This window comes from Aeromonas sp. (assembly GCF_050633025.1).
Classification (GTDB): domain Bacteria; phylum Pseudomonadota; class Gammaproteobacteria; order Enterobacterales; family Aeromonadaceae; genus Aeromonas.
Genome location: NZ_JBODRQ010000020.1, coordinates 1 through 24,916 on the forward strand (window position 1 = coordinate 1; position 24,916 = coordinate 24,916).

Sequence of the window (24,916 nt, forward strand, 5' to 3'; positions counted from 1 at the left end):
CGGCCACGACCATATGGTGCTGGACGAGAAGCCGCCGGTGCTGGCGCCCGGTTCGGCCGGTCGCGGGATGCGGGACTAGGTAATGAACGAGTTTATGAACGTGAAGCAGGTGGCGGAATACCTCGATCTCAACGAGAAGAAGGTCTACCAGCTCGCCAACGAGGCGCGTATCCCCGCCACCAAGGCGACCGGCAAGTGGCTGTTTCCCCGCTCCCTGCTCGACCGCTGGCTGCTCGGCAGTTGCCACGAGGGGGTGATGAACGACCGGCTGCTGCTGGCAGGCTCGGACGACGTGCTGCTCCACTACGCCAGCAGCCGTTTGGCCCAGCAGCTCGGCACCCAGGCGCTGGTGGGCTACATACCGTGCGGCACACGGCAGGGGCTGGCGATGCTGGCGCGCGGCCATGTGGAGATCGTAGCCATCCACTGGGGACAGGCCGAGGAGGCGCACCTGCGCCACCCGGCGCTGGTGCAGCAGTATCAGGGCCACCGGCAATGGGTGATCGTTCATGGATTTAGGCGGGTGCAGGGGCTGGTGCTGCGGCAAGGGCTGCAACCCAAGGAGGCGAAAGAGGCGCTCGACTGGCGCTGGGCCATGCGTCAGGAGGGGGCTGGCAGCCAGCGCGCCCTGCAGGAGTGGCTGCAAACGCAAGGGGAGTCGCTGACCCGGCTGGAGCGCACCATTGAGGTCAACAGCGAGCGGGAGCTGGCCGCCGCCATCAGCCGTGGCGATGCGGATGTCGGGCCCGGCGCCCAGAGCACAGCCACCGAGTTTGGCCTCGGCTTTATGCCGCTGTCGCAGGAGTGTTTCGATCTGGTGATGCCGCAGGGGGTTTTCTTTCGCACCCTGCTGCAGCAGCTGATCGGCTGGCTGCAATCCCCCGAGGGGCGCGAGCTGGCGGCCCGCCTCGGCGGCTATGACCTGACCCAGAGCGGCAAGCTGGTGTGGAGTCCGCAGTAAATAACCACTCACCCACCGACAAAACAGCCCGCCAACCATGTTGACGGGCTGTTTTTATCACGGGCCTTTTTATAACAGCATCAATCGCTTGTCTCACGCCCCTCAGCATTGAGGGCGATGCGCCACCCTTCCAGTTTCGCAGGATCGCTGCCGCTGGGCAGCAGGGCGTGGCTGCGCAGCCGCACGGTAAAGCAGCTCCCCTGGCCCGGGGTGGAGTCCACCAAGAGCTCGCCGCCCCAGCGGCTGATGATGCGGTGACTCAGGGCCAGCCCCAGCCCGGTGCCGGTGGCACGGGTGGTGAAGAAGGGATCGAAGATCTTGTCGATAATGGCCGCCTCGATGCCGCTGCCGTTGTCGATCACCCGTACCTCGGCCCCGCGCAGCTGACCCAGTTCATCGACCCAGTCGCGGCTCTCGACCCGGATCGCCCCCTGCTCCCCCAGCGCGTGGCTGGCATTGACCAGAAGGTTTATCAGCACCTGCAACAGCTGCTGGCGATCCGCCTCGATGGGCTGCTGGGCCCTGAGATCGGCCACCAGCTCCACCTGCTGCTGGCGCAGGGCGGAGCGCACCAAAGTCAGGCTCTCCTCGATGATGGGATTGAGGTGCTGCCACACAGGCGCGGTCTCGTAGTCGCCGGGGCGCGAATATTGCAGCAGGCTGCGGGTGATGGCACGAATACGCTCGATCTGGGCCAGCACCAGCGCCAGCTCCTCGCTGACCGGCTCGGCCGCCTCCCCCAGCTCCAGCTTCATCAGCTCCACATTGCCGAGGATCACCGCTAGCGGGTTGTTGATCTCGTGGGCCACCCCGGCGGACAGCTCGCCAAGGGCCGCCAGCTTCTCGCTGATCAGCAGCTGCTGGCGCGCCTCGGTCAGCATATGAATATGATCTTCCAGCTCGGCAGTCTTGAGCTCGAGGCTTTGGGTGCGCTCGGCCACCTTCTGCTCCAGCTCGTCGGCGCTGCGGGCCATCTGCTGCTGATGCGCCTCCTGCCTGTCCAGCATGGCGTCAAACTGGCGACCGAGCTGGGCCAGCTCGTGGTCGGGATCGAGGGCCAGCGGGCCGATGCGAGCGGACTCCCCGGCCTGCACCTGCCGCACCACCTTGTGCATCCGCTCGATGGGGGAGAAGAGATCCCGCGCGCCGCGATAGACCAGCAGGCCGGAGAGCAGCAACAGCAGCACTACGCCGGAGCCCAGCTCCACCAGATTGGTGAGATAGGTGCGGATGATGGGCCACTCGAGAAAGCCGACATAGAGCATGCCGAGCCGCTCGCCCCTGGCTCCCAGCAGCGGCTCATAACCCGACACATACCAGGCGTCGTGGACGAAGGCGCGGTCAACCCACATCTCCCCCCGCCCCAATACCTGCTCGCGCACCGGCGGCGAGACCCGGGTGCCCACCGCCCGGCCCACCTGACGGCTGCTGCTGATCGGGACGTTGGTGCTCACCCGCAGATCGTCGAGAAACAGGGTAACGGTGCCGACGCTGCCATCCGGCAGGGTGTTCTTGGCAAACACCTGCCCCTTGATCTCGTCCACCAGCCGGGTGCTACCGTTAATCAGCTCGCCCCCCTCCAGCACGGCCCAAAGGGAACCGTCGCGGGCCATCACAGGGGTCAGTGACAAACTGATCAGCCCCCTGTCCTCCACCACCCTGGTGCCATCCCGTTGCCACAACAGGGCCTGCTTGGCCAGTTGCGGGGAGAGAGCGAGCATCTCCTGCTGCGACCAGACCACGAAATGACTGACGCTTCGCCCGGCCGTGAGGGCGGCGCGCTCCTGCGCCGTCAGCTGCTCCAGCTCGGGGCCACGGCGCAAGCGCAGAAAATCGAGGCCATAGTCGGCCGCCAGCGGCATCACCCAGTCATGCAACTGATCCGGCGACTCCCGCAGCCGCAGCTGAAAGGCCCAGGCATCGCGCAGATGCTCCAGACGCTCGGTCTGGCGCTGCTGCTGCACCCTGATGGCGTGGTGGGCCACCCCGAGATCGCTGCGCACCGTGGTGAGCAGGTTCTGCCAGCTGTAGGTGAGGGTCCAGTAGAGGGTAAGCGCGATCATGCCCACCAGAGTGAGCATGATGGGCACCGAGGTGAGCAGCAGCAGGCGCCAGCGCACCTTGGTGCGCACGCAACGGGGCAACAGGGCCCGCATACTGCGGGAGATCAGGGTCAGTTTCACCGCCACCCCATCCAGTCAGCCTTCCTCATTCGATGGCCCACTCCTTGAATTTGCGATCCAGCGTCTTGCGCGCCACCCCGAGCACCCGGGAGGCGGCCGACTTGTTGCCATCATGGCTCGCCACCACCTGCAGGATGTGGGCCTTTTCCACCTCGGCCAGCGGCCACGCCAGCGGATAACCCTCCTCGCTCGCCCCCTGTTCGGAGGGCTTGCTGCTCTGCCAATATTCCGCTGGCGGCTTGCCCAGCAGCAGGCAGCGTTCGATGAGGTTGCGCAGCTCCCGCACGTTGCCGGGCCAGGGGTAAGCCTGCATCGCCACCACATCCTCGTGGGTCCAGCTCAAGGAGCCCATCCCCATCTCGGCGGTGAGCTGACGGGTAAAGTGGTGTACCAGCGCGGGGATGTCGTCGATCCGCTCCCGCAGCGGGGCGACCGGCAGCGCCACCACGTTGAGGCGATAGAAGAGATCTTCGCGAAAGCGGCCCGCCTCCACCTCGGCCTTGAGATTGCGGTTGGTGGCGGCGACGATGCGCACATCCACCGCCAATTCGCGCTCGGCACCGACCGGGCGGATGGCCTTCTGCTCCAGCGCTCGCAGCAGGGAGGCCTGCATGGCGAGCGGCATTTCGCCGATCTCGTCGAGAAACAGGGTGCCCTGATGGGCGACCCGGAACAGGCCGTCGCGCCCCTTGCGGGCACCGGTAAAGGCCCCCTGCACGTGACCGAACAGCTCGCTTTCCAGCAGCTCCGGCGCGATGGAGGCACAGTTGAGGGGCACAAAGGCCCCCATCCGGCCGGAGAGTTGATGCAGGGCGCGAGCCACCAGCTCCTTGCCGGTGCCGGACTCCCCCTCCACCAATACGGCGGCATTGGAGGGCGCCACTCTGGCGATGAGCGTCTTGAGCTCGCGGGTCTTGGCACTGTCGCCAATCAGGGTGGGCGGGAACAGCTTGCTCACCTCCCGGCGCAGCAGCAGGTTCTCCCGCTCCATCTGGCGGCGCTCGATGACCCTGTCCACCGCCTGCACCATCTGATCCAGATTGAAGGGCTTGAGGATAAAGTCGCTGGCGCCGAGGCGCAGCGCCTTGAGGGCGGTTTCCATATCGCCAAAACCGGTCATGAAGATGATGTCGCTGCGACGGGTGCCGGGCTCGATAGCCTCGTGCCACTCGATGCCGGAGCGCCCCGGCAACCGGATGTCGGCGATGATAAGGTCGAAGTGAAGGCGGCAGCGCAGGGCTTCCGCCTCCTCCACACTGACGGCAGTCTCAATCTGGGCAAAACGCTTGGCCAGCGCCTTGGCCAGAAAGCTGCGCATGCCGGGCTCATCGTCAACGATAAGCAGGGAGAGGGCAGACCAGCGGCTGGGAGGGAGTGTCATGGAAAAAAGTACCTCGGATGCACGTAAGGTCGGATAATGTCCCGATAACCGGAACGTGAGTGGGACATTTTGTCCTGACCGCATCAAAAGCACCAACACAAATTATTCAAAGCGATAACAAGCTCACCTAATTGATTTTAATAAGCTTATGTTTTTAAACGGCAAACCGTGAATTCAACGGCATAGGAACGGTTTGGCACCCTGCTTGCTTACTCTTGCCCTCTCCTCATCCACCCTGAAAAAAGTTGCATCAAGATGACGATAAAAACCAATCTCAAACGTTTCGCACTCTCCCTTGCGGCCAGCCTGCTGATCGCCGGGGCTGCCCACGCTGACACAGCCAAGGCGCCAATCCGCCTTGCCACCACCACCAGCACCGAACAGTCCGGTCTGCTGGGCTGGCTGCTGCCCCAGTTCACCAAGGAGACCGGTTATCCGGTGCAGGTGATGGCGGCCGGTACCGGCCAGAGCCTGAAGATGGGCGAGAATGGCGATGCGGATCTGGTGATGACCCACGCCCCCTCTGCCGAGAAGAAGTTCGTCGATGCGGGCTTTGGCATCGAGCCGGTGCACCTGATGTACAACGACTTCGTTATCGTCGGCCCGGCCAAAGACCCGGCGGGTCTGGCCAAACTGCACGACGCGGCCAAGGGGCTGCAAGCCATCAAGGAGCAAGGCCAGACTTTTATCTCCCGCGGTGACGAGTCCGGTACCCACATCAAGGAGCAGACCCTGTGGCAGGCCGCTGACGTCAAACCCGAGTTTGCCGGGTACAAGTCCATCGGCCAGGGAATGGGTCCGACCCTGACCATGGCCTCGGAGCTCGGTGCCTACACCCTGACCGACCGCGGCACCTGGCTCGCCTACCAGAGCAAGCTGGAGCTCGCCGTGCTGCTGGAGGGCGACAAGCGCCTGTTCAACCCCTATCAGGTGATCCTGGTCAACCCCAAGCGCTACCCGGATCTCAACACCGAAGGGGCGCGCACCCTGAAGAACTGGCTGGTCTCCGAGCATGGTCAGAAGCTGATCGGCGACTTCAAGGTAGCTGGTCAGGCGTTGTTTGTGGCGGATGCCAACGGGAAATAATGGCAACCCTGACTCCTGCGATGACCTTGATGGCCCTCCCCCGGTTCGCTGAGGGAGGCGCCTGATGCCGACCTTGATCGATACCACGCTGGCGGCCCTCGCCCTGCTGTTCAGTGGTGACACCGAACTGTGGCAGGTGGTGGGGGTCTCCTTCTCCGTCTCCGGCATCGCCCTGCTGCTGGTGCTGCTGCCCGCCTTGTTGCTGGGCTTTGCGCTGGCCTATCTGCCGCTGCCAGGCCGCTGGCTCTGGCTCTCCTGCATCAATACCCTGCAGTCGGTGCCCACCGTGGTGATCGGTCTCCTGCTCTATATGCTGCTGTCGCGAGCCGGCCCCTTTGGCGACTGGAAGTTGCTCTTTACCCAGCAGGCGATGGTGGTGGGGCAGATGCTGATCGCCTTCCCGGTGATCGCCACCATGGCCCACGCGGCGTTTGTCCAGAGCGACCGGCGTGCCTGGGAGACCGCCCTGACCCTGGGGGTCTCCTGGCCCAAGGCGCTGATCGGCCTGATGCACGAGTGCCGCTTTGGCTTGCTGGCCGCCATCATCGGTGCCTTTAGCCGCATCGTCACCGAGGTGGGCTGCTCCATGATGGTGGGGGGTAATATCCTGCACTTCACCCGCAATATCCCCACCGCCATCGCGCTGGAGACCCAGAAAGGGGCCTTCACCCAGGGGGTAGCGCTCGGTATAGTGCTGCTCACCCTCGCCCTCTTGCTCAACCTGTTGCTGACGGCCTGTCGCGGCCACGGCTATCTGAAGAACTGACCATGCCCCCACTGTGTACCAACAGGAGTACCCCATGGCCCTGACCGCCCACCAGCTGACGATGCGCTTTGGCGAGCGCCAACTGTTCGAGATTGACCGGCTCGCCATCGCACCGGGGGATGCCATCTGGCTGCATGGAGCCAACGGGGTGGGTAAGACCACCTTGCTCAAAATCCTGGCAGGGCTGCTCGCCCCCACCCGCGGCCACACCAATCTGCCGGGGCGCTGGCAACAGCGGCTCAACCGGCTGCTCAAGCGGGAGCTGGGGCCCGGCCGGGTCACCTATCTGCACCAGACCCCCTATCTGTTTGATCGCACGGTGCACGACAACGTCGCCTGGGCGCTCGATAAACAGCTCGGCAGCGAGATCCGGGTGTTCGAGGCGCTGCGCCGGGTCGAGCTGGAGGGGCTGGCGCGGGAGCACATCAGCATTTTGTCCGGTGGCGAACGGCAACGGCTGGCGATGGCCCGAGCCTGGGCGCTGCAACCGGCCTTTCTGCTGATGGATGAACCCACCGCCAATCTGGACACACATTCGGTTGCCCTGATGGCCGCATTGGCGCAAGATCTGCGGGAACATGGCAGCGGCCTGGTCGTCATCAGCCACCAAAGCAACGCATTGACCTCCCTGTGCGAGCGGCAATGGACCCTCGCTCGTGGCCAGCTGCAAGAGACGACCCCTTTAAAAATCATCGAGCGACATGACTTCAAAAAGCGACAGCCACTCTGATCCCGTTGCCGTATCAGCAGTGATCCTGGCAGGAGGCCGCGCCACCCGGATGGGGGGCGAAGACAAGGGATGGGTAGCACTGGCGGGACGCCCTCTTATCGACCATGTTTTGTCGCGCCTGCGCCCCCAGGTGGATGAGGTGCTGATCAACGCCAACCGCAGTCAGCACCGCTATCAGGCGCTGGCCCCGGTCATCAGCGATGACAACAACGACTATCTCGGCCCGCTGGCGGGCATGCAGGCAGGTCTTGCTGCCGCCCGTCACGACTGGGTGCTGTTTGTCCCCTGCGATGGCCCCGCCCTGCCGCTGGATCTGATGAGCCGCTTTCGCGCCGCCCTGACCCCGGATACCGAGCTGGTAGTGGCCCACGATGGCGACTGGCTGCAACCCGTGGTGGCCCTGCTGCACAAATCCCTGCTGCCCTCCCTCACCGCCGCACTGACAGAGGGTGAGCGCAAAATCGATATCTGGTTTGCCCGCCACAATATGGCGGTGGTGAGCTTTGCCGATCAGCCGGATGCCTTTATCAATCTCAACAGCCCTGCCGAGCTGGCCGCCTACGAGGCCCGTCTGCTCGCCACGGCTATCGACCCCCAACAAGGAGTCACCTCATGACCCCGGCCCCCACCCTTCCCCTGCTCGGCTTCGCCGCCTGGAGCGGCACCGGCAAGACCACCTTGCTGGAGCAGTTGATCCCCCTGCTGGTGGATCGCGGCCTGCGCATCGGGGTGCTCAAGCACGCCCACCACGACTTTGATATCGATCAGCCGGGCAAAGACAGCTATCGCCTGCGCAAGGCGGGTGCCAAGCAGATGATGGTCGCCTCCCGCCGTCGTCATGCTCGCATTACTGAAACAACGCACGGCGAGACCGAGCTGGCCGAAGCCGATTTTCGCCAGCTGCTGGCCAGCTTCGATCAGACAGAGCTCGATCTGCTGCTGGTAGAGGGGTTCAAGCACGAGCACTTCCCGAAAATCGAGCTGCACCGCGCCGAAATTGGCAAGCCGCTGCTCTTCCCCGAAGACAGTGACATCATTGCGCTGGCCAGCGATCAGCCCCAACAGAGTGGCGAACAGCAGCAGACAAGCCTGCCCCGCCTCGATATCAACGATCTGGCGGCCATTGCCGACTTCGTCTGCCGCTGGCTTGACGGCTGCCAGAACAAGGAGCCGGCCGCGGGCAAGGGCTTTCTCTCGGTCGAGGCGGCCCGCAACACTATTCTGACGGCCCTCACCCCGAGTAACACCTGCAGTGAAAAGCCGCTGGCCCAGTGCCACGGCGCCGTGCTGGCCGCCGATCTGATAAGCCCCATCAATGTGCCCCCCCACGCCAACTCGGCGATGGACGGCATTGGCCTGCGCAGCGACGATCTCGCCGCCGGTCGCTGGCAGCTGGTGGGGGAAGTGCTGGCGGGCGAGCAGCGCCACGAGCCTGTGCTGGCCGGTCAGGCGGTGCAGATCATGACCGGCGCCCCGCTCCCCCCCGGGGTCGATACCGTGGTGATGCGCGAAGAGACGCTGATTGAAGGTGAGTGGGTCACGGTCACCGCCCCGATCCGCGCAGGGCAGAATGTGCGCCTCGCCGGGGAAGATCTCGCCAAGGGTGCGGTCGCCATCCCGGCCGGTACCTGGCTTGGCGCCCCCCAGCTGGGGCTGGCGGCATCACTCGGTCAAGCCAGTCTCACTGTGCGCACCCCGCTGAAAGTGGCGCTGTTCAGTACCGGCGACGAGGTGCAGGCCCCGGGTGAGCAGCTCGCCCCCGGCCATATCTTCGACAGCAACCGCTTCACCCTGATGGCCCTTATTCACGCCGCCGGTTGCGAGGTGATGGACCTTGGCATCATTCCCGATGACAAGACCATCCTGCGCCAGCAGCTGGAACAGGCTGCCGCCAGCGCCGATCTGGTGCTGAGCTCCGGTGGGGTCTCGGTGGGCAACGCCGACTTTATCAAGCTGGTGCTGGCGGAGCTGGGTCAGATCGATTTCTGGCGCATCCAGATGCGGCCGGGCCGCCCGCTCGCCTTTGGCAAGCTGGGGCAGACCCCCTTCTTCGGCCTGCCGGGCAATCCGGTGGCGGCGATGATCTGCGTACTGCAATTTGTCGAGCCCGCCATCGCCCGCTTGCAAGGCAAGCTGTGGCAGCCACTGCGCCTGTCGGCACTGGCAGACGAGAAGATGAAGAGCCGCCCGGGGCGCACCGAGTTTCTGCGCGGCATCTTCCATCAGGACCGCAACGGACAGCTGAGGGTGCGCACCACTGGGCCACAGGGCTCGGGTATTCTCAGCTCCATGGCCGATGCCAACTGCCTGATTGAAATCGTACCGGATCAACCCGGGATCGCCGTTGGCGAGCGGGTCTGGATCCACCCCCTGCAGGGACGACTGGCCTGAATCCCGACGGGGCGTCGGCCGGATGCACGGCGCCCCGTCCCCCACCTGACAGGAGGCAGACCGTGCGCCTTGATGCCCCCCTCTCCCGACTCGATCTGCTGGTCTATGGCCGCTACCGGATCGTCCATGGCCTGCGCATTGCGCTCGCCTTTATGCTCACCTTTCTGCTGACCCGCGAGCTGAAACTGCCGGAGAGCACCTGGCCGCTGATAACCTTGGTGGTGGTGATGGGCCCCATCTCGTTTTGGGGCAATGTGCTCTCCCGCGCCCTGCAGAGGGTGGTGGGCACCATCTTCGGCGCCAGTTGCGGGGTGGTGGCACTTTATCTCGAGATCTACTCGCTACCGCTCACCCTGATCTGGTGCGGGTGCATCATGTTCCTCTGCGGCTATCTGGCCCTCGGCAAGCGCCCCTATGTGGGGCTGCTGATCGGCATCACCCTCGGCGTCACCATGGGGGCCCAGCCGGGGGATATAGAGACGGCGCTGTGGCGCAGTGCCGACGTGATACTGGGCTCCCTGCTGGCGCTGCTCTTTTGCAGCATCTATCCCCAGCGCGCCTACAGCCACTGGCGGCTGCAACTGCACCAGATCCTGCAGCAGTCGGGACGGCTCTATCACACCCACCTCTCCCCCAATGTGCTGGAGCGGCCACACCTCAAACACAATCTCTCCCAGCTGCTGGCCCAGACCGGCAAACTGCGGGCCCTGCTGGCCCCGGCGGCCAAGGAGACGCACCACCCCATCGCCCTGTTTGATGCGGTGCAGGTCACCATGCGCAACACTCTCTGTACTCTGGAGATGCTGGCCAACACCTACTGGAATGATCGCCAGAGCCACTTTCTGATGCAGAGCACCCGCGAACTGCACGCCTGCCATCTGGCCACCGAGGAGGCGATCAACCAGCTTGCCCTGATGATGCAAACCGGCGACGGGCGTGGCGCGGATGCCGCCATCGCCAGCCTGCACGAGGTGGCGACCCAGGTATCGCTGCCGCCCAACGCAGAGGCAGCCATCAATGGTTACCTCTGGCTCAACGTGCAGCTGACCGAACAGCTCACCCACCTGCGCCGCCTGCTGGGGCTGATCCTCACCCCGCCCCATCGCAAGCAGCCCGACTAGCCCCCATGCAAAACGCCCCGCAGTTGCGGGGCGTTGTCGGTCGGCATGGCCGTAATAATCAGGCTGCGGCGCGGGCGTTTGCGCTCATCTGCTCCAGCTCTGACCGGGTCAGGGTGGAGACAAAACGGCCATCGAAGTAGATATCCATCAGCTCGCCACGCTTCTCGCCGCGCATCATGCTGCTGCGGCCATCCAGATAGTGCACCTCCATCTGGGCGGTACGCTCGTCCGGGTAGCTGATCTCCACCTCGCGTACCCCTTGCGGCAGCATGGCCAGCGGCACCGTCTTGAGGGCCGGATCCAGATGCTGGTTCACCTTGATCACCGGATTGGCTTTCATGTCCACCACAGCCGGGGATTTGCCGGTGATGGGGTTCTTGCCAGACCAGAACTCGATGGTATTGAAAATGAACAGGTCAGCGGTCGCGGCCAGACCGTAGACCGGGGAGAGCAGCATAAAGACACCGGCACGACCGTAGCGGTTATCCACCACGCTCAGGTTGCCCTTGGTGACCATGCCGGAAAGCCCCATCTGCCCCATACAGCCGCCCAGACCCATGCTCGCGACCATAACCAGCAGGGCCATTGCCCGCCCCTTCTGTTGTAATGCCATCTTGTTCTGTTCCTGCTCTGAAATAAATGAGGCGGCAAGCCTAATCAAGGGGCCAGAAGAGGACAATTTACAATGGCAGGACGATACAGGAGGGGTTCAGATTGGCATATCAAGTGCGCAATAAATAAGCACTGATGGGATTATCATCCGATCGGTGCCTCGTTCAACAACCAATAACCGTCAGGAGCCGATGGCCAGATTGGAGACTGTCTCGGTCACATTGCCGTGCACTGCGTCGAAAAATCCCTGCTGTTCCAGAAGTTGATCCTGGCACTGCTGCAACTCGACTTTCAGTTTGCTATTGAACATCAAAACTTATCCTCCAGACTGGCACCCACCATGGCCAAACCATGCAGTGGATCAATAAGATAATGGTGGCGTGCTCCATCAGCATAGTTGGCGGCGTTGCCGCGACCCCATCTGACACCATATTTATTGCTGTAAATCAAATTCACCGACCAAGCGCCACTCATACAGAGCTGCAGCCCTTATTCCACCGCCGGTTGCCACTCCAGATAGGCCGGATTGGCGACAAAACCGATCCGCTCATAGAGAGGTCGCCCCTGCTCGCTGGCATGGAGCCACACCTTGCCCAGCTGACGCGCTCTGGCAAAGGCCGTTATGGCATCGAGCAGCGCCGTGGCGATCCCCTGCTGGCGCCATTGCGGCCGCGTATACATATTGAGCAGATACCCCTCCACCCCCGCCAGATTTCCGGGATAGGGCGGCCGTTCAAATAATGCCAGCGTCCCTGCCGCCACGGTCTGTTTGCCGCCCTGCTGCGTATCTGCCTCAGCCAGCCAGGATAAAGCACTCTCTTCACTCATCGCCCGGGTAAAGTAGTCAAGGGTGGCCTGCCACAAGGCCGGGTCTGCCTGCGGCGTCACCAGCTCACCGACCTCACAAAACAGCTCCATGCGCAGCGCCACCAGAGCGGGAATATCTGCGGCCCTTGCCTGACGAATAATCATTGGCTGCTCCTTTTCTCTCATGGGAAATTTCGCCGGCCGTCATTATGACAAAGAGCGCCTTGTGGCGCTCTTTGTCATTGGGGAAATCACTGATAAATCAATGGTTGCGACGTGTCAGCCAGTGATCCAGGCTCAGCACACCGCCGCCCCAGATGATCAGGGTCAGCAGCATCCAGCCCCACAACTGGTGATCGTAAAAGCCGCCCGCCCAGAGGGTCGGATAGGAGATCACCGCCATGATATTGAAGCCAAACAGCAGCAAGGCGGCCGGGCGAGTAAAAAGCCCCGCCAGCAGGAAGAGCGGCAACAGCAGCTCGGTCGCCGTACCCAGATAAGCAGCCCACAACCAGGGCAGCAGGGGCACCTGATACTCGGATTCAAACAGATAGAGGGTGGAATCCCACGCCGTCAGCTTGAGCCAGCCTGAAGTGATAAAAACCGAGGCGACCCACAGCCGCGCCAGCAACAGCACACCAGCGCTGCTCCAGCGCGGCAAATCACCACTCGAGCTGGCCAGCGCCAGCCATTTGTTTGCCATCATGGCATCACCTCCATATCCACCAGCAGACCAAGGGTTATCAGGCGAGTGAGATGTTCACTGGCCGCAGGGTCGGCCGCCAGCAGATCGACCAGCGCCGTACCAGCGAGACAACCCTGTAGCAGCGCCCACTCACCCGCCGTCAGGGGCAAGGGGGCAACCCGGCAATCCGGCTGTTTCTTCAATGCCAACCAGACGGGGGCATCAAGCACCTCCACCGCTTCACCACAGTGCAGCGCCATCTGCCACAGGGCCAGCACCGGATAATCGCTGGCAACCAGCAGCAGATCCGTGGCTGTCAAGAGTCGCAGCCGCTCCCATTGTTGCGGCGATAATGCGGCCAGACGCTCGGCTGGCCAGCAGCGGGATTCCAGCGGCAGCAGACTGGCACGCTCAAGCTGCCATTCGAACTGAGCCAGCTCCTCCAGCCAGGGCAGTCCGGTTGTAGTCGGCAAGCGGGCCAACCATTGGCCAAATCCGGCGCCATAGTGCATGACGCTCCCTTCCCTGAGCGGCTCGGCCAATACGAAGCCACGGGCCGCCGCTGCAAAAAAGTCCTCCCCGACCATAGCCTTGACGGCGGGATAACTGCTCGCCAGCACCTCGCCAAGGCTCAGGATGAAGTGGTTGCGATAGACCTGCAGCACAGATTCGGCAGAAAAGAGCCGGGAGCTGATGTGAGGGGAAATGGCGTCAGGCGCCCCCAGCAGACCATCAGCAAAGTGCTGTTGCAACTGTGCCAGTTCAGCCATGGGCCACCTCCCGTGGTGCACTCATGACACGCACCTCATCCAGAATGGCGCCGGCCTGCGCCGCCTCTGCCAGCAAGACCGGCAGCGGCGGGATCTCGAGGTCCCACTCAATCAGGGTGGGAATGGCCTGCTTGCGGCAGATCTGGCGATAGAGTTCCCAGACCGGCGCCACCACAGGGGCGCTGTGGGTGTCGATATAGAGGGAGCCTTCCGGCAGCTGCTTCTCGGTATAACCGGCCAGATGGATCTCCCCAACGGTGGCGAGATCGATCGCCGCCAGATACTCGTCGCAAGAGAAACCGTGATTGAAGGCACTGACATAGAGATTGTTGAGGTCGAGCAGGATGCCGCATTCGCTGCGCTGCTGCAGCTCGGCCAGAAATTCCCACTCGCTCATCTCCCCGGGCAGTTGCAGATAGGAGGAGGGATTTTCAATCAACATGCGGCAACCCAGGGTCTGTTGTACCTGCTGGATCTTGTCGCTCATGTTGCGCAGGGAGGCGCGGGTATAGGGCACCGGCAACAGATCGTTGAAGTAACGCCCACCAATGCTGCCCCAGCTGAGATGTTCGGAGATCCGTACCGGTTTGATCGCCGCGGCCAGTGTCGACAACTGCTGCAGATGGTGCGGATCGAGCGGGTCGGCAGAACCAAGGGACATGCCAACGCCGTGAAGACTGACGGGGTAGTGTTGCGCCAATTCGGCGAGCACCTGAAAACCCTGGCTGTGCCGTTCAAAGTAATTTTCACTGTGCACCTCCAGCCAACCGACTGCCGGCAGGGTTTGCCGGATCTCGTCGTAATGGGGAGTGCGTAATCCGATACCAATCAAAGGGTTCATCGCAAGACTCGCTTTTACCAAACAGAGAAGATGCAGGGGACGACCCGTTGGCCATCCCCTGCCCGATGTCTCTTACTTGGGTTGCAGCGAACCGCCGACCAGCTTCTCGCACAGCCCTTTGGGCATCACCACAAAGGCATCACCCTGAGCATCTTCCTTGGCGGTACCGGCGCAGGAGTTGCTCTTGGTCGCACAATCATTCTTGCTGGCCTTGACCACCCCGTAGCACTTCTCCTTCTCGTCGGCAGCCATGGCTGGTGCCGCGATAAACTGGGCTCCCAGCGCCAGCAGACCGGTCATGGCGGAGGCGATAGCAGTGCTTTTTTTAACATTCATGTTCATGTTCCTTTTGATGTCGTTGGATGTTGCTGATATCCCCGATTTGTCGCAACCGGGTACCTGCAATAGAACCGGCAAACGGGATATTCCCTTTCAAAAAAACACAAAAAAGAGTTAAACAACCCAAAGCAAAACAAACAAGACATTGATTTAAAACAGCTATTTCATCATTAAAAATTGTGTACCGACCACCCACTTATGAACAAGAAAAGTGCCATATGGTGCGTTCACTCCGTTAATCTTCTTCACAACCACCATCAAAAGAGATGCGTCAGACATAAAAAAGCCCCGCCAACAGGCAGGGCTGGATGCAACCTGCAAGAAACAAAAAATCAATAAATAGGGGGGTGGGAGCCAGAAGTTGCGGCAAGCAGATAAAAAAGAGACAGCCTTGGCTGTCTCTTTTTGCACATAGTGCGAATGGGGTTTAGTAGAAGATCCGCTCGCCACGCTCGCTCATTTTGAGCCAAACCGGTTTGGTGCTGGTTTTGTTCCAGATCCGGTGCAGATAGCTGTAAAAGCGAGCACGATCGCTGCGAAACAGCATCACGGGGAAAGCCAGAATGCCCACCAGCAATACATAAATGCGACGAAGAATAATTTGAGTCAGGGAAAAGGGATGAAACATGATGTAACTCCTTACTGGTAAGACCACTGAACAAAGATTACCCCACTCCATGTAGGATTACTACATATTTGACCCTATTTTTTCATAAAAATGGCAAATTTTCCCGACAAATGAAATTTAGCAACGTCAATAACTAACAGTTAACACATTTGTGAAAATCGTACGCTCTGCCACAGTTATCAAGGGAAAAACATGCTGTAGGGAGACACGCATGAAACTGCCGGAAGTGGCACTGCTGGTGCTGATGGTTGCCCTGACACGGGCACAACTGGAGGAGTGGCAGCTGAATCGGGAAGATGCCATCGTGCTGGCCGAACGGGGCGTGCCCACCGTCAGCCTGTGGCAATGCGGCACACTGAAGCAACGGATTGCGGATCTCAACCAGCACAGCGCCGAGGTGCAGTTTCAATATCGGGGGCAAAACATGGCGGATGTGAGCCACTATCTCGAGCGGGAGTGGAAACAGGCTGGCTGCGAACAGTTACTGGTACAGCAAGGATACTGACCAAGGCTCAGACTCGAAGTGAGATAAACAGAGAGAAGATGGAGGCACGTTCCGGAGTCGAACCGGACTAAACGGATTTGCAATCCGCTGCATAACCGCTTTGCTAACGCGCCATGCTGACAAGACTGGGTGTCTTGAAAGTGAGTTCCATCGTTGGTGCGATGGATAATTGGAGCGGGAAACGAGACTCGAACTCGCGACCCCGACCTTGGCAAGGTCGTGCTCTACCAACTGAGCTATTCCCGCGTTACTGCTTTCGTGCCAGTTGCCTGACAACGAGGCGCATTATACGTACCACGAGCGCCAGCACAACCCCTTTTTCGCAGTTTAAGCCCTGATGCAGACTGTTTGCTCAGGGTTTAAACGCCTTGCTGCATTTTTCTCCAGCCAGCTGTGACCCACCTGGCGAATTTGGGATAAAGTCGTTGAAATAATTACGCTTTCGCTCGAGACTTGAACTGCTTAATAACCGGATTCTCAATTGAAAATCACAAGATGAAAGGGATCTTCACGCTTCGTGGGCTCAGGCCGCAGTTAATGCTGGCTTTTTTCATGTTGGGCATGGTGCCATTTTTGGTCATCACCCTCTTCTTCCTATACAGCCACGGCAAGGATCTCACCACCCAGACCTCCAACCACCTGGTCTCCGTTCGTAATATCAAAAAGAGTCAGCTCGAGGATTACTTCAACAACCTCAAAGAGCAGATCATCAACTTCTCCCAGCAGGATTTTGCCGGCAACAGTATCGGCCGTTTCTATGGCTTTACCGGCGCCTTTGAGAAGTTGGGCACCACACCGCAGGAGGCCCGCAGCCGCGCCCAGGCCCGCTATCTGCCCGGCTCCTGGGATCAACTAAGCAAACCGGATAGTCAGGTGGAGATCGAACCCGCCATCACGGCGCTTATCCTCGCCGACGAGATGTATGGCCGGGTGCACCAGCGCTTTCATCGCGGCTATGCCGACATGGTGCGCAAGTCCAACTACAGCGACATCTTTCTGGTGGACCTCAACGGTGATGTGGTCTATTCGGTCACCAAGCACCCTAACTTTGCCACCAATCTGCTCTCCGGTCCCTATCAGGGCAGTGGCTTGGGCCAGACCTTCGCCAAGATCAAACGCCGCCTCGATGGTGGCCAGAAACCACAGCAGATCTTCGAATTCACCGATTTTGGCCGCAACGAGCTGACCGGGCAGGTGGTCGCCTACATGGCGGCGCCCGTGATGCAGTACGACTATGTGCGCGGTGTGGTGATTTTCGAGCTGCTGCCGGACAAGCTCAACCAGATCATGGCGGAGCGGGAGGGGCTGGGCGAGACCGGCGAAACCATCCTCATCGGCCCCGACAAGCGGATGCGCGCCGATGCCTGGCTGGCACCGGAGTTCAGCGTCGAGAACAGCTTCAGCCCCAATTTCCGGCCGCTGCAAACGCCCCTCATCACCAAGACGCTCTCCGGCGAGCAGGGGGTCGGGCTGTTCCACTCCTATCAGGATGACGAGGTGCTGGCCGCCTACACCCAGGTGAAGGTGTTCGATACCGAGTGGGCCTTTATCGCCGAGATCTCCACCCGGGAAGCCTATGCCCCGATCCGCCAGCTGGAAACCCTGGTGATTGTGCTGGGTGCGGGCTCGGTACTGCTGCTGATCCTCTTCTCCCGCTGGCTCTCCCACTCCATCACGGCGCCGCTGCGCTCTCTCACCGAAGCGGCCGAGCAGGTGGCCGACGGCGCGCTGGATCACCCCATCGCCATCGAGCGCACCGGTGATGATATCGACCGGCTGGCCGAAGCGTTTCGCCATATGCAGCGCTCGGTGAAGGACAAGATCGAGCTCATCGAGCAGCAAACCCAGGAGCTGCAACAGCAGGTCAAGCTGACCCACAAGCAGAACCTCAGCCTGCAGCAGGCGGACAAGCTCAAGGATGAACTGCTGGCCAACACCTCCCACGAGCTGCGCACCCCCATTCACGGTATCAAGGGGATGGCAGAGTCGATGCTCGCCAGCCAGCAGGATTTGACCGAAGGGCAGCAAAAGCAGCTCGGCCTCATCATCAAGAGCGCCGACGGTCTGGCCCGTCTGGTGGACGATCTGCTGGACTACCACCAGATGCGCTACGGCCAGCTGGAGATCCACTCCCAGCCCGTCTCATCAAAAGGGGTTATCCGGCTGGTGCTGGATCTCTGCCAGCATCTGGTACAGGCCAAACCCCTCACCCTGGTGGATATCAGCCCGGCCGAACTGCCGCCGGTGCTGGCCGATGAGCAGCGGCTCGAACAGGTGCTCTACAACCTGGTGGGCAACGCCATCAAGTACACGCCGCAGGGCAAGGTGGTGCTCAGTGCCATCGTCGAGAACAACTTCCTGCGCATCAAGGTCACGGATACCGGCATCGGCATCGCCCCCGACCATCTCGAACATATCTTCGAGCCGCTGGTACAGATGAGCCCGGAGGTAAGCAAGCAGGGAGCCGGCCTTGGCCTCTCTATCACCCGCCAGCTGGTGCACCTGATGGGGGGCGAGTTGTTTGTCGAGAGCGAGCCGAGCGTTGGCTCTACCTTCGCCTTTACCCTGCCCCTTGCCATCGGCAAAGTGGCCAATCTGACTCTCGACAGCCGCCAGATCGAGCATCAGCTGGTGCGCCAGCAACCGCTGATCCTGCCGGACTGGGAGAGCGACGATCTGCCCCCTCCCCCCGAGGGTGCACCGCTCATTCTGGTGGTGGATGACGAGCCCATCAACCTGCACATCCTGCGCCATCTGCTGCAGCCCTGCGGCTACCGCATCCTGCCCAGCAGTGACGGCCACGATGCGCTGGCCAAGCTGGCCGAGGAGCCGGTGGACCTCATCCTGCTCGATGTAATGATGCCGACCCTCTCCGGTTTTGACGTCTGCCGTCGCCTGCGCGAGCAGCACCCGAAAGATATGCTGCCGGTGCTGCTGCTCACCGCCCTCAACCAGCCCAAGGATATCGAGGAGGGCTTCGGGGCCGGTGCCAACGACTATCTGGTCAAACCCTTCTGCAAGGAAGAGCTGTTTGCCCGGGTCAAGGCACTGCTGGAAGCCAAGGCCGGACGCGCCTCGCTGGTAGAGAACCGGCTATTGAAGCAGGAGATCGAACATCGCCTCACCCTGCAGGATCGGCTGCATCAGGATCAGCAGCGCCTGCTGGCCCTGCTCGGCGAAGGGGCCGACCCCATGATCTTTATCGACGAGCAGGGCACAGTGCTGTTTGCCTCCCGGGTGATGGCACGCCTGCTGGGGCAGGAGCCGGAAGCCATGGAGGGGCAGCCCCTCAATGAGTGGCTCGCCACCCCGCTGCAACAACAGTGGCCCGACCTTGCCAGCGAGCGGGAACACAATCTGGAGTTTCTGGTGGCCGGGCAAAAAGATGTGCTCAACGCCCGTGCCCTGCCCATCGCGCTCGGAGGACAGGCCGCTTTCGCCCTCACTCTGAGTACCGAGCTGCGTCAGGATGAGAACCGGGTAATGGCGCTGGAGAACGCCCTCAAGAACCTCTCGCGACAAGCCATCATCGAAGATGAACAGCTGCTGGGCGAGCTGAGCCGCCTGGGTGGCGAGTTCCGTTCGCTGGCCGACGACCTCATTCGCCAGCAGGATGACGAGCCGCTGCGCCGGGCGCTGGTAGAGACCATGCAGCTCACCCTGGATGCCTGGCAGCAGGGAACCGGCAAGGGCAAAATCGTGCTGGCAGAGAAGAGCAAGCTGTGGCGGGTCTATATGGACAGATCCAGCCCGCAGACCCGCACCCTCGACAAATACCTGAGTCTGGACACCCTGCCCAAGTCGCCACGCTGGAAGACGGTGGTGGCCACCACCGAGTATGTGCTGGGCCACTGCCCACTCAATGACCACCAGCGCCAGCAGTTGCAGCACAGCGCACAGACCCTGCGTCAACTCGCTAACCGCAAGCCGTGACACGGCGCCCTAAACGGGCGCCGGATCACAATTGGCAATCTGGTTTCTTTTTGCGCAAAAAAAAGCCCCGCACAACCCCGAAACCGAGAGCAGATCCAATTCACAATTTTGTCATATACGCCATTTTCAGAACCACTTTCTACGCGAAAGCAAATAACGCAAATCGTTGATTTTAAACATATAAAAATCAATTTTGACGAAATTGACGTAATGCCGTCATTTTTTACGAAAACAACGAAATCAATAGTTGTTGTTTTCCTGTTAATTCTGGTTTGCTTAGGGCGTTGGAAAACAGAACGACAAAGGTTAGACACCTGACCAACACAGAGGGCCGATTTCATCAGCATGCGAAACCGGTGCTCACACAAAACAAGGCGAACCCTCGGGAATGCCAAAAAATAAGAAAGGAAAACATATGCTTGCCAAAGTATCCAAAATCTCTACCGCTGTAATGCTCGGAACCATGATGCTTGCCGGTGCCGCCGGTAACGCCATGGCCGCAGAAAACAAAACCGTGCTGACCATGGTCGCACAGCAGGAAACCGCTTGGGTCAAGAACTTCAACCCCTTCCTGCAAGCGGGCTTGCTGCACACTACCCGTCATTTCATCTATGAACCACTGGTGATATTCAACGATATGCAAGGGGGCAAACCCGTCTATCGTCTGGCCACCAACTATGCGTTCAGCGATGACCTGAAATCCGTCACCTTCGATCTGCGTGACGGCGTGAAGTGGTCTGACGGCGAAGCCTTTGATGCCGATGACATCATCTTCTCCTTCAATCTGGTCAAGGCCAACAAGGCGCTGGATGAGCGCTCAATCTGGACCCAGATCAAGAGCGTCGAGAAGCTGGCCCCCAACAAGGTCAAATTCGACCTGACCGAGGTCAACACCAACGTGGTGAACGATCTGGTGCTGGTACCCATAGTGCCGGAGCATCAGTGGAAATCGGTGAAAGATCCGGTTGCCTTCACCAACGACAAGCCGGTTGGTACTGGCCCCTTCACCGAAGTGGACAACTTCTCCGCCCAGCTCTATACCCAGTGCCGCAACCCGCACTACTGGGATAACGCCAACCTCGCTATCGACTGTATCCGCATGCCGCAGATGGCCACCAACGACCAGGTGCTGGCTGCTGTCATGAAGGGTGACATCGACTGGTTCGGCTCCTTCGTGCCGGATATCGAGCGCCTCTACGTTGGCAACGATCCGAAGAACAACAAATACTGGTTCCCGGCCTCCGGTACCGTGGCGTTCAACGTCAACTTCCAGACCAAGAACCCGGGCAATAACGAAGCCTTCAACGACATCAACTTCCGCCGCGCCTTCTCCATGGCGATGGACCGCCAGTCCATGGTGGATATCGCGGGCTACGGCTACCCCACCGTCAACGAGTACCCGTCAGGTCTGGGCAAAGCCTTTGACTCCTGGAACAACCCGGAAGTGGACAAGAAGTACGGAAAATTCAACAAGTTTGATATCGAAGGGGCCAAGGCCCTGCTGAAACAGGCTGGCTACAAGGATTGTGACGGCGACAAGTTCCTCGACACCCCGAGCTGCAAAAAGATCGAGTTCAAGGTACTGGTACCGAACGGCTGGACCGACTGGGTCAACACAGTTCAGATTGGTGTAGAAGGGCTGCAGGCACTGGGCCTGAACGCCAAGACAGCCACCCCGGAAGCAACCGTCTGGACCGAGAACTTGATCACCGGTGACTTCGACGTCGCCCTGCAGGGTTACTTTGCCGGTGCCAACCCGCACAAGTACTTCGAGACCGCGTTCCACTCCCGCAACATGGGTGACCGTGGGAACCGCTTCGCCGCGCCCCGTTACAAGGACCCCGAGCTCGACAAGCTGATCGATGACTTCACCCAGACCGCCGATGCGGCCAAGCAGAAGGAGATCATGTTCGCCATCCAGGATCGTGTTGGTGCCAACCAGACCATCATTCCGGTCTTCAACAACCCGACCTGGTATGAGTACAGCACCAAGCGCTTCAACGGCTGGTTCAGTGCTGATAACCCGGTAGCCAAACCTCAGCTCCACCCGGACACCCCTGAGCGTCTGCTGCACGTGTTGTCCCTCAAGCCAAACAGCTAAACAATCCCGGCCCCCTGCGGGGGGCCATCTTCCCCGTTAACCCCTTTCTTGCCCGGCACCGCCGGGGTTGGGGTAGCTATACCCGACGCGGGGCAGACTTGCAGTAAAAGGTACTATCATGGGATTCATACTGAGACGCTTTTCCTTCTACCTGGTTGCCTTTCTGGTAGCCGCCACCATCAACTTCCTGTTACCCCGTGCCATGCCAGGGGATCCTGTCTCCGTGATGTTTGCCCGCGCTGGCGCCATGATGGAACCCGCCGCCCTGGAAGCCCTCAAAGCCACCTTCGGCTTTGTCGACGGCCCTATCGGCACCCAGTTTCTCACCTATGTGAAGAGTGTCTTCACCTGGGATCTCGGCACCTCGGTGCGCTTCTACCCGCAGCAGGTCTCTGACGTGCTGGGCCGTGCCATCGGCTGGACCCTGTTTCTGGTCGGCACCTCCACCATCCTCAGCTTCTCCATCGGTTCCATCGTCGGCATCTTCGCCGCCTGGTATCGCGGCGGCCGGATGGACAGCATTCTCTCCCCGCTCACCCTGGTGATGCAGGCTATTCCGCCGGTAGTGGTCTCCCTGCTCGCCCTGTTCCTGTTCGGGGTCAGCCTGGAGTGGCTGCCCATCGGCTACGCCTACAGCCCGGAGATCAAGGCTGACTGGGGCTGGGAGCACATCAAGAGCATCATGACCCACGCCATCATGCCGGTGCTGACCCTGGCCGTGGTACAGGTGGGGGGCTTTCTTATCACCATGCGCAACAACATGATCAACCTGCTGGGCGAGGATTACATCACCATGGCCAAGGCCAAGGGGCTCTCCAGCAACCGGGTGATCTTCAACTACGGCGCCCGCAACGCCATTCTGCCCAGCGTCACCGCCCTATCGATGGCGCTCGGCTTCGTCATCGGTGGCTCTCTCATCACCGAAGTTATCTTCAACTATCCCGGCCTGGGCCTGACCCTCTATCAGGGCATTCTGGCCCGCGACTACCCGCTCATTCAGGGGCAGCTGCTCATCATGACCATCACCATGCTCAGCTTCAACTTCCTGGCCGACGTGCTCTACGTCTTCCTGGATCCCCGTCTGCGTACAGGAGGCAAATAAGATGCGTATGCCGACCATGCTCAAAATTCTGTTACCGGACAACAAGATGCGTATGCCCACAATCCTCAAAATCCTGCTGGGCAACAAGAAGGCTGCCTGTGGCCTCGCCATCGTGGTTGCCTTTGTCCTGATGGCCCTCTTTGCCCCCATTCTGGCCAGCAACGAGCCGACCAAACGGGTGGCTCGCCCGCACCAGCCGCCCAGTGCCGAGTTCGTGATGGGGTCCACCCGCATGGGCCACGATATCTGGGCCCAGTTCACCAACGGCGCCCGTATCTCGCTGCTGGTGGGCTTCAGCGCAGGCCTGCTGGTCTGCACCCTGGCCGTCGCCATCGGCATCACCGCCGGTTACTTCGGTGGTCTGGTGGATGAATGCCTCACCTTCCTGATGAACGTGGTGCTGGTGATCCCCAACCTCCCCTTGCTACTGGTGCTGGCGAGCTTTATCGGGGAGGCGTCACCGGCGGTGATTGCCGTGATAATAGGGTTGACCTCGTGGGCCTATGGTGCGCGGGTTATCCGGGCCCAGACCCTGGCGCTGCGCGAGAAGGAGTTCGTCATCGCCGCCGAAGTGCTGGGTGAGCCGGCTTGGCGCATCATTCTGGTGGAGATCCTGCCCAACCTCATCTCCATCATCGGGGTGAGCTTCATCGGCTCCATCATCTACGCCATCGTCACCGAAGCGACCCTGGAGTTCCTGGGGCTTGGCGACCCGACCGTGGTGAGCTGGGGCATCATGCTCTACAACGCCCAGACCTCCAGCGCCATTCTGGTCGGCGCCTGGTGGGAGATCCTGGCCCCCTGCTTTGCCATCGCCACCCTGGGTGCCGGTCTGGCCCTGCTCAACTTCGCCATCGACGAGATTGCCAACCCGCAGCTGCGCTCCCACAAAGGGCTCAACCGCTGGAAGAAACTGGCCACACCGGTTGCCACAGCACAGGAGAAGACAGCATGAACAAGCATCCCCTGCTGTCAGTACGCAATCTTTGCGTCGACTACATCACCGAAAATGGCGACGTGCGCGCCGTCAACTCGGTGAGCTTCGATATCAGACAGGGTGAGGTGTTCGGCCTCGCTGGCGAGTCGGGCTGCGGCAAATCCACCGTCGCCTTCTCGGTGGCCCGACTGCACAAACCGCCCGCCTACATCAGCGGTGGCGAGATCCTGTTCAAAGGGGAGAACATCCTCCACTACAACGAGGAGCGGCTGCGCTCCTACCGCTGGCAACAGGTGTCGGTGGTGTTCCAGTCCGCCATGAACGCCCTGAACCCTGTGCTGCGGATGGAGGAGCAGTTCTGCGACGTGCTGCTGGCCCACAACCCCGGCATGACCCGTTACGAGGCGATCAAGCGCGCCCAGGAGCTGCTCACCATCGTCGATATCCACCCGAGCCGGCTCAAGGATTACCCGCACCAGTTCTCCGGCGGCATGCGCCAGCGGCTGGTGATCGCCATCGCCATGGCGCTCAACCCCGAGCTGCTGATCATGGATGAGCCAACCACGGCGCTCGATGTAGTGGTACAGCGGGAGATCCTGCAGAAGGTCTATGCCCTGAAAGAGAAGTTCAACTTCTCCATTCTGTTCATCACCCACGACCTCTCCCTGATGGTGGAGTTCTGCGATCGCATCGGCATCATGTATGCCGGTGAACTGGTGGAGGTGGCCCCTTCCAAGGCGATCCTGACCGCGCCGCTGCACCCCTATACCAGAGGGCTCGGCAACTCCTTCCCGCCCCTGCACGGGCCGAAGAAGGTGCTGGAGGGGATCCCAGGCACCCCGCTCAACTTGCTGGAGGTGCCGGTCGGCTGCCGCTTTCAGGCCCGCTGCGGCAAGGTGCACGATCGCTGCCGTCAGGAGTACACCAAATTGGCCGAGATCCGCCCCGGGCAACAGACCGCCTGCCACCTCTATGAAGAGCTGGGGCGGCAACAAGATTCCGTGATCTATCTGGACAAGGCCGCTGGCTGTTAAGGA

At 61.0% G+C, this 24,916-nt stretch carries 23 protein-coding genes and 2 tRNA genes; 13 read left to right on the forward strand and 12 right to left on the reverse strand.

Annotated elements, in window-relative coordinates; genetic code table 11:
* Positions 1–94: 94 nt before the first annotated feature.
* Positions 95–961, forward strand: a complete 867-nt coding sequence (locus tag ACRAUW_RS04635) for a substrate-binding domain-containing protein (RefSeq protein ID WP_431361371.1) — start codon at positions 95–97, stop codon at positions 959–961.
* Positions 962–1,041: 80 nt separating this feature from the next.
* On the opposite strand, the gene ACRAUW_RS04640 is transcribed toward ACRAUW_RS04635, so the two are convergent.
* Complete coding sequence (locus tag ACRAUW_RS04640; protein ID WP_431361372.1) at positions 1,042–3,117, reverse strand: sensor histidine kinase; 2,076 nt, start codon at positions 3,115–3,117, stop codon at positions 1,042–1,044.
* Positions 3,118–3,169: 52 nt separating this feature from the next.
* Complete coding sequence (locus tag ACRAUW_RS04645) at positions 3,170–4,525, reverse strand: sigma-54-dependent transcriptional regulator (RefSeq protein WP_431361349.1); 1,356 nt, start codon at positions 4,523–4,525, stop codon at positions 3,170–3,172.
* 255 nt (positions 4,526–4,780) lie between these two features.
* On the opposite strand from ACRAUW_RS04645, the gene ACRAUW_RS04650 reads away from it, so the two are divergent.
* The 6 genes from ACRAUW_RS04650 (at position 4,781) to ACRAUW_RS04675 (ending at position 10,619) form a co-directional block, all read left to right on the forward strand.
* Positions 4,781–5,611: a substrate-binding domain-containing protein gene (locus tag ACRAUW_RS04650; RefSeq protein WP_431361350.1), complete on the forward strand. Its 831-nt coding sequence runs from the start codon at positions 4,781–4,783 to the stop codon at positions 5,609–5,611.
* A 64-nt stretch (positions 5,612–5,675) separates the two neighbouring features.
* Positions 5,676–6,377 carry an ABC transporter permease gene (locus ACRAUW_RS04655; protein ID WP_431361351.1) on the forward strand — a complete coding sequence of 234 codons (702 nt, stop codon included), beginning with the start codon at positions 5,676–5,678 and terminating at the stop codon, positions 6,375–6,377.
* A gap of 34 nt (positions 6,378–6,411) precedes the next feature.
* Positions 6,412–7,107 carry an energy-coupling factor ABC transporter ATP-binding protein gene (locus ACRAUW_RS04660; RefSeq protein WP_279461765.1) on the forward strand — a complete coding sequence of 232 codons (696 nt, stop codon included), beginning with the start codon at positions 6,412–6,414 and terminating at the stop codon, positions 7,105–7,107.
* The gene (gene mobA / locus ACRAUW_RS04665) at positions 7,079–7,723 is read left to right on the forward strand and encodes a molybdenum cofactor guanylyltransferase MobA (protein WP_431361352.1); all 645 of its coding nucleotides are present in this window, start codon (positions 7,079–7,081) and stop codon (positions 7,721–7,723) included. The genes ACRAUW_RS04660 and mobA overlap by 29 nt, the downstream gene beginning before the upstream one ends.
* Entirely contained in the window at positions 7,720–9,498 is a 1,779-nt protein-coding gene (locus ACRAUW_RS04670; RefSeq protein WP_431361353.1) for a bifunctional molybdopterin-guanine dinucleotide biosynthesis adaptor protein MobB/molybdopterin molybdotransferase MoeA, read from the forward strand. Before mobA ends, ACRAUW_RS04670 begins: the two co-directional genes overlap by 4 nt.
* Before the next feature lie 62 nt (positions 9,499–9,560).
* A complete protein-coding gene (locus ACRAUW_RS04675; RefSeq protein WP_431361354.1) occupies positions 9,561–10,619 on the forward strand; it encodes an FUSC family protein in 1,059 nt (352 codons plus the stop codon).
* 58 nt (positions 10,620–10,677) lie between these two features.
* Here ACRAUW_RS04675 and ACRAUW_RS04680 read toward each other — a convergent pair whose 3' ends face one another.
* The 8 genes from ACRAUW_RS04680 to ACRAUW_RS04715 form a co-directional block, all read right to left on the reverse strand.
* Positions 10,678–11,232, reverse strand: coding sequence for a DUF3332 domain-containing protein (locus tag ACRAUW_RS04680; protein WP_431361355.1), 555 nt, complete (start codon positions 11,230–11,232; stop codon positions 10,678–10,680).
* Between the two features lie 180 nt (positions 11,233–11,412).
* Positions 11,413–11,541, reverse strand: a complete 129-nt coding sequence (locus tag ACRAUW_RS04685) for a hypothetical protein (RefSeq protein ID WP_431361356.1) — start codon at positions 11,539–11,541, stop codon at positions 11,413–11,415.
* A 179-nt stretch (positions 11,542–11,720) separates the two neighbouring features.
* A complete protein-coding gene (locus ACRAUW_RS04690) occupies positions 11,721–12,203 on the reverse strand; it encodes a GNAT family N-acetyltransferase (protein ID WP_431361357.1) in 483 nt (160 codons plus the stop codon).
* Positions 12,204–12,300: 97 nt separating this feature from the next.
* Positions 12,301–12,744 (reverse strand): DoxX family protein, encoded by a 444-nt coding sequence (locus ACRAUW_RS04695; protein WP_206901372.1) that lies wholly within the window; start codon positions 12,742–12,744, stop codon positions 12,301–12,303.
* A complete protein-coding gene (locus tag ACRAUW_RS04700; protein WP_431361358.1) occupies positions 12,741–13,493 on the reverse strand; it encodes an HvfC/BufC family peptide modification chaperone in 753 nt (250 codons plus the stop codon). The genes ACRAUW_RS04695 and ACRAUW_RS04700 overlap by 4 nt, the downstream gene beginning before the upstream one ends.
* Positions 13,486–14,334 carry an MNIO family bufferin maturase gene (bufB, locus tag ACRAUW_RS04705; protein ID WP_431361359.1) on the reverse strand — a complete coding sequence of 283 codons (849 nt, stop codon included), beginning with the start codon at positions 14,332–14,334 and terminating at the stop codon, positions 13,486–13,488. The genes ACRAUW_RS04700 and bufB overlap by 8 nt, the downstream gene beginning before the upstream one ends.
* Positions 14,335–14,406: 72 nt before the next feature.
* The gene (locus ACRAUW_RS04710; protein WP_431361360.1) at positions 14,407–14,670 is read right to left on the reverse strand and encodes a BufA1 family periplasmic bufferin-type metallophore; all 264 of its coding nucleotides are present in this window, start codon (positions 14,668–14,670) and stop codon (positions 14,407–14,409) included.
* Between the two features lie 430 nt (positions 14,671–15,100).
* Positions 15,101–15,301 carry a YbfA family protein gene (locus ACRAUW_RS04715; protein ID WP_005334863.1) on the reverse strand — a complete coding sequence of 67 codons (201 nt, stop codon included), beginning with the start codon at positions 15,299–15,301 and terminating at the stop codon, positions 15,101–15,103.
* 211 nt (positions 15,302–15,512) lie between these two features.
* On the opposite strand from ACRAUW_RS04715, the gene ACRAUW_RS04720 reads away from it, so the two are divergent.
* Entirely contained in the window at positions 15,513–15,806 is a 294-nt protein-coding gene (locus tag ACRAUW_RS04720) for a hypothetical protein (RefSeq protein ID WP_005347702.1), read from the forward strand.
* 39 nt (positions 15,807–15,845) lie between these two features.
* On the opposite strand, the gene ACRAUW_RS04725 is transcribed toward ACRAUW_RS04720, so the two are convergent.
* A tRNA-Cys gene (locus tag ACRAUW_RS04725) sits at positions 15,846–15,919 on the reverse strand.
* Positions 15,920–15,976: 57 nt separating this feature from the next.
* A tRNA-Gly gene (locus ACRAUW_RS04730) sits at positions 15,977–16,052 on the reverse strand.
* 249 nt (positions 16,053–16,301) lie between these two features.
* Here ACRAUW_RS04730 and ACRAUW_RS04735 point away from each other — a divergent pair.
* The 5 genes from ACRAUW_RS04735 (at position 16,302) to ACRAUW_RS04755 (ending at position 24,913) form a co-directional block, all read left to right on the forward strand.
* The gene (locus ACRAUW_RS04735) at positions 16,302–19,739 is read left to right on the forward strand and encodes an ATP-binding protein (protein WP_431361361.1); all 3,438 of its coding nucleotides are present in this window, start codon (positions 16,302–16,304) and stop codon (positions 19,737–19,739) included.
* A gap of 415 nt (positions 19,740–20,154) precedes the next feature.
* Complete coding sequence (locus tag ACRAUW_RS04740) at positions 20,155–21,840, forward strand: ABC transporter substrate-binding protein (protein WP_431361362.1); 1,686 nt, start codon at positions 20,155–20,157, stop codon at positions 21,838–21,840.
* A gap of 118 nt (positions 21,841–21,958) precedes the next feature.
* Positions 21,959–22,942: an ABC transporter permease gene (locus ACRAUW_RS04745; RefSeq protein ID WP_005353818.1), complete on the forward strand. Its 984-nt coding sequence runs from the start codon at positions 21,959–21,961 to the stop codon at positions 22,940–22,942.
* Between the two features lie 46 nt (positions 22,943–22,988).
* Positions 22,989–23,897 carry an ABC transporter permease gene (locus ACRAUW_RS04750; RefSeq protein WP_431361373.1) on the forward strand — a complete coding sequence of 303 codons (909 nt, stop codon included), beginning with the start codon at positions 22,989–22,991 and terminating at the stop codon, positions 23,895–23,897.
* On the forward strand, positions 23,894–24,913 hold the full coding sequence (locus tag ACRAUW_RS04755) for an ABC transporter ATP-binding protein (RefSeq protein WP_431361363.1): 1,020 nt from the start codon (positions 23,894–23,896) through the stop codon (positions 24,911–24,913). Before ACRAUW_RS04750 ends, ACRAUW_RS04755 begins: the two co-directional genes overlap by 4 nt.
* Positions 24,914–24,916 lie beyond the last annotated feature (3 nt).

What these genes read in the sequence shown, in the direction of transcription:
- ACRAUW_RS04635 (WP_431361371.1), top strand. Translation starts at nt 95, where the DNA reads ATGAACGTGAAGCAGGTGGCGGAATACCTCGATCTCAACGAGAAGAAG.
- ACRAUW_RS04640 (WP_431361372.1), bottom strand. Translation starts at nt 3,117, where the DNA reads ATGCGGGCCCTGTTGCCCCGTTGCGTGCGCACCAAGGTGCGCTGGCGC.
- ACRAUW_RS04645 (WP_431361349.1), bottom strand. Translation starts at nt 4,525, where the DNA reads ATGACACTCCCTCCCAGCCGCTGGTCTGCCCTCTCCCTGCTTATCGTT.
- ACRAUW_RS04650 (WP_431361350.1), top strand. Translation starts at nt 4,781, where the DNA reads ATGACGATAAAAACCAATCTCAAACGTTTCGCACTCTCCCTTGCGGCC.
- ACRAUW_RS04655 (WP_431361351.1), top strand. Translation starts at nt 5,676, where the DNA reads ATGCCGACCTTGATCGATACCACGCTGGCGGCCCTCGCCCTGCTGTTC.
- ACRAUW_RS04660 (WP_279461765.1), top strand. Translation starts at nt 6,412, where the DNA reads ATGGCCCTGACCGCCCACCAGCTGACGATGCGCTTTGGCGAGCGCCAA.
- mobA (WP_431361352.1), top strand. Translation starts at nt 7,079, where the DNA reads ATGACTTCAAAAAGCGACAGCCACTCTGATCCCGTTGCCGTATCAGCA.
- ACRAUW_RS04670 (WP_431361353.1), top strand. Translation starts at nt 7,720, where the DNA reads ATGACCCCGGCCCCCACCCTTCCCCTGCTCGGCTTCGCCGCCTGGAGC.
- ACRAUW_RS04680 (WP_431361355.1), bottom strand. Translation starts at nt 11,232, where the DNA reads ATGGCATTACAACAGAAGGGGCGGGCAATGGCCCTGCTGGTTATGGTC.
- ACRAUW_RS04685 (WP_431361356.1), bottom strand. Translation starts at nt 11,541, where the DNA reads ATGTTCAATAGCAAACTGAAAGTCGAGTTGCAGCAGTGCCAGGATCAA.
- ACRAUW_RS04690 (WP_431361357.1), bottom strand. Translation starts at nt 12,203, where the DNA reads ATGATTATTCGTCAGGCAAGGGCCGCAGATATTCCCGCTCTGGTGGCG.
- ACRAUW_RS04695 (WP_206901372.1), bottom strand. Translation starts at nt 12,744, where the DNA reads ATGATGGCAAACAAATGGCTGGCGCTGGCCAGCTCGAGTGGTGATTTG.
- ACRAUW_RS04700 (WP_431361358.1), bottom strand. Translation starts at nt 13,493, where the DNA reads ATGGCTGAACTGGCACAGTTGCAACAGCACTTTGCTGATGGTCTGCTG.
- bufB (WP_431361359.1), bottom strand. Translation starts at nt 14,334, where the DNA reads ATGAACCCTTTGATTGGTATCGGATTACGCACTCCCCATTACGACGAG.
- ACRAUW_RS04710 (WP_431361360.1), bottom strand. Translation starts at nt 14,670, where the DNA reads ATGAATGTTAAAAAAAGCACTGCTATCGCCTCCGCCATGACCGGTCTG.
- ACRAUW_RS04715 (WP_005334863.1), bottom strand. Translation starts at nt 15,301, where the DNA reads ATGTTTCATCCCTTTTCCCTGACTCAAATTATTCTTCGTCGCATTTAT.
- ACRAUW_RS04720 (WP_005347702.1), top strand. Translation starts at nt 15,513, where the DNA reads ATGAAACTGCCGGAAGTGGCACTGCTGGTGCTGATGGTTGCCCTGACA.
- ACRAUW_RS04735 (WP_431361361.1), top strand. Translation starts at nt 16,302, where the DNA reads ATGAAAGGGATCTTCACGCTTCGTGGGCTCAGGCCGCAGTTAATGCTG.
- ACRAUW_RS04740 (WP_431361362.1), top strand. Translation starts at nt 20,155, where the DNA reads ATGCTTGCCAAAGTATCCAAAATCTCTACCGCTGTAATGCTCGGAACC.
- ACRAUW_RS04745 (WP_005353818.1), top strand. Translation starts at nt 21,959, where the DNA reads ATGGGATTCATACTGAGACGCTTTTCCTTCTACCTGGTTGCCTTTCTG.
- ACRAUW_RS04750 (WP_431361373.1), top strand. Translation starts at nt 22,989, where the DNA reads ATGCGTATGCCCACAATCCTCAAAATCCTGCTGGGCAACAAGAAGGCT.
- ACRAUW_RS04755 (WP_431361363.1), top strand. Translation starts at nt 23,894, where the DNA reads ATGAACAAGCATCCCCTGCTGTCAGTACGCAATCTTTGCGTCGACTAC.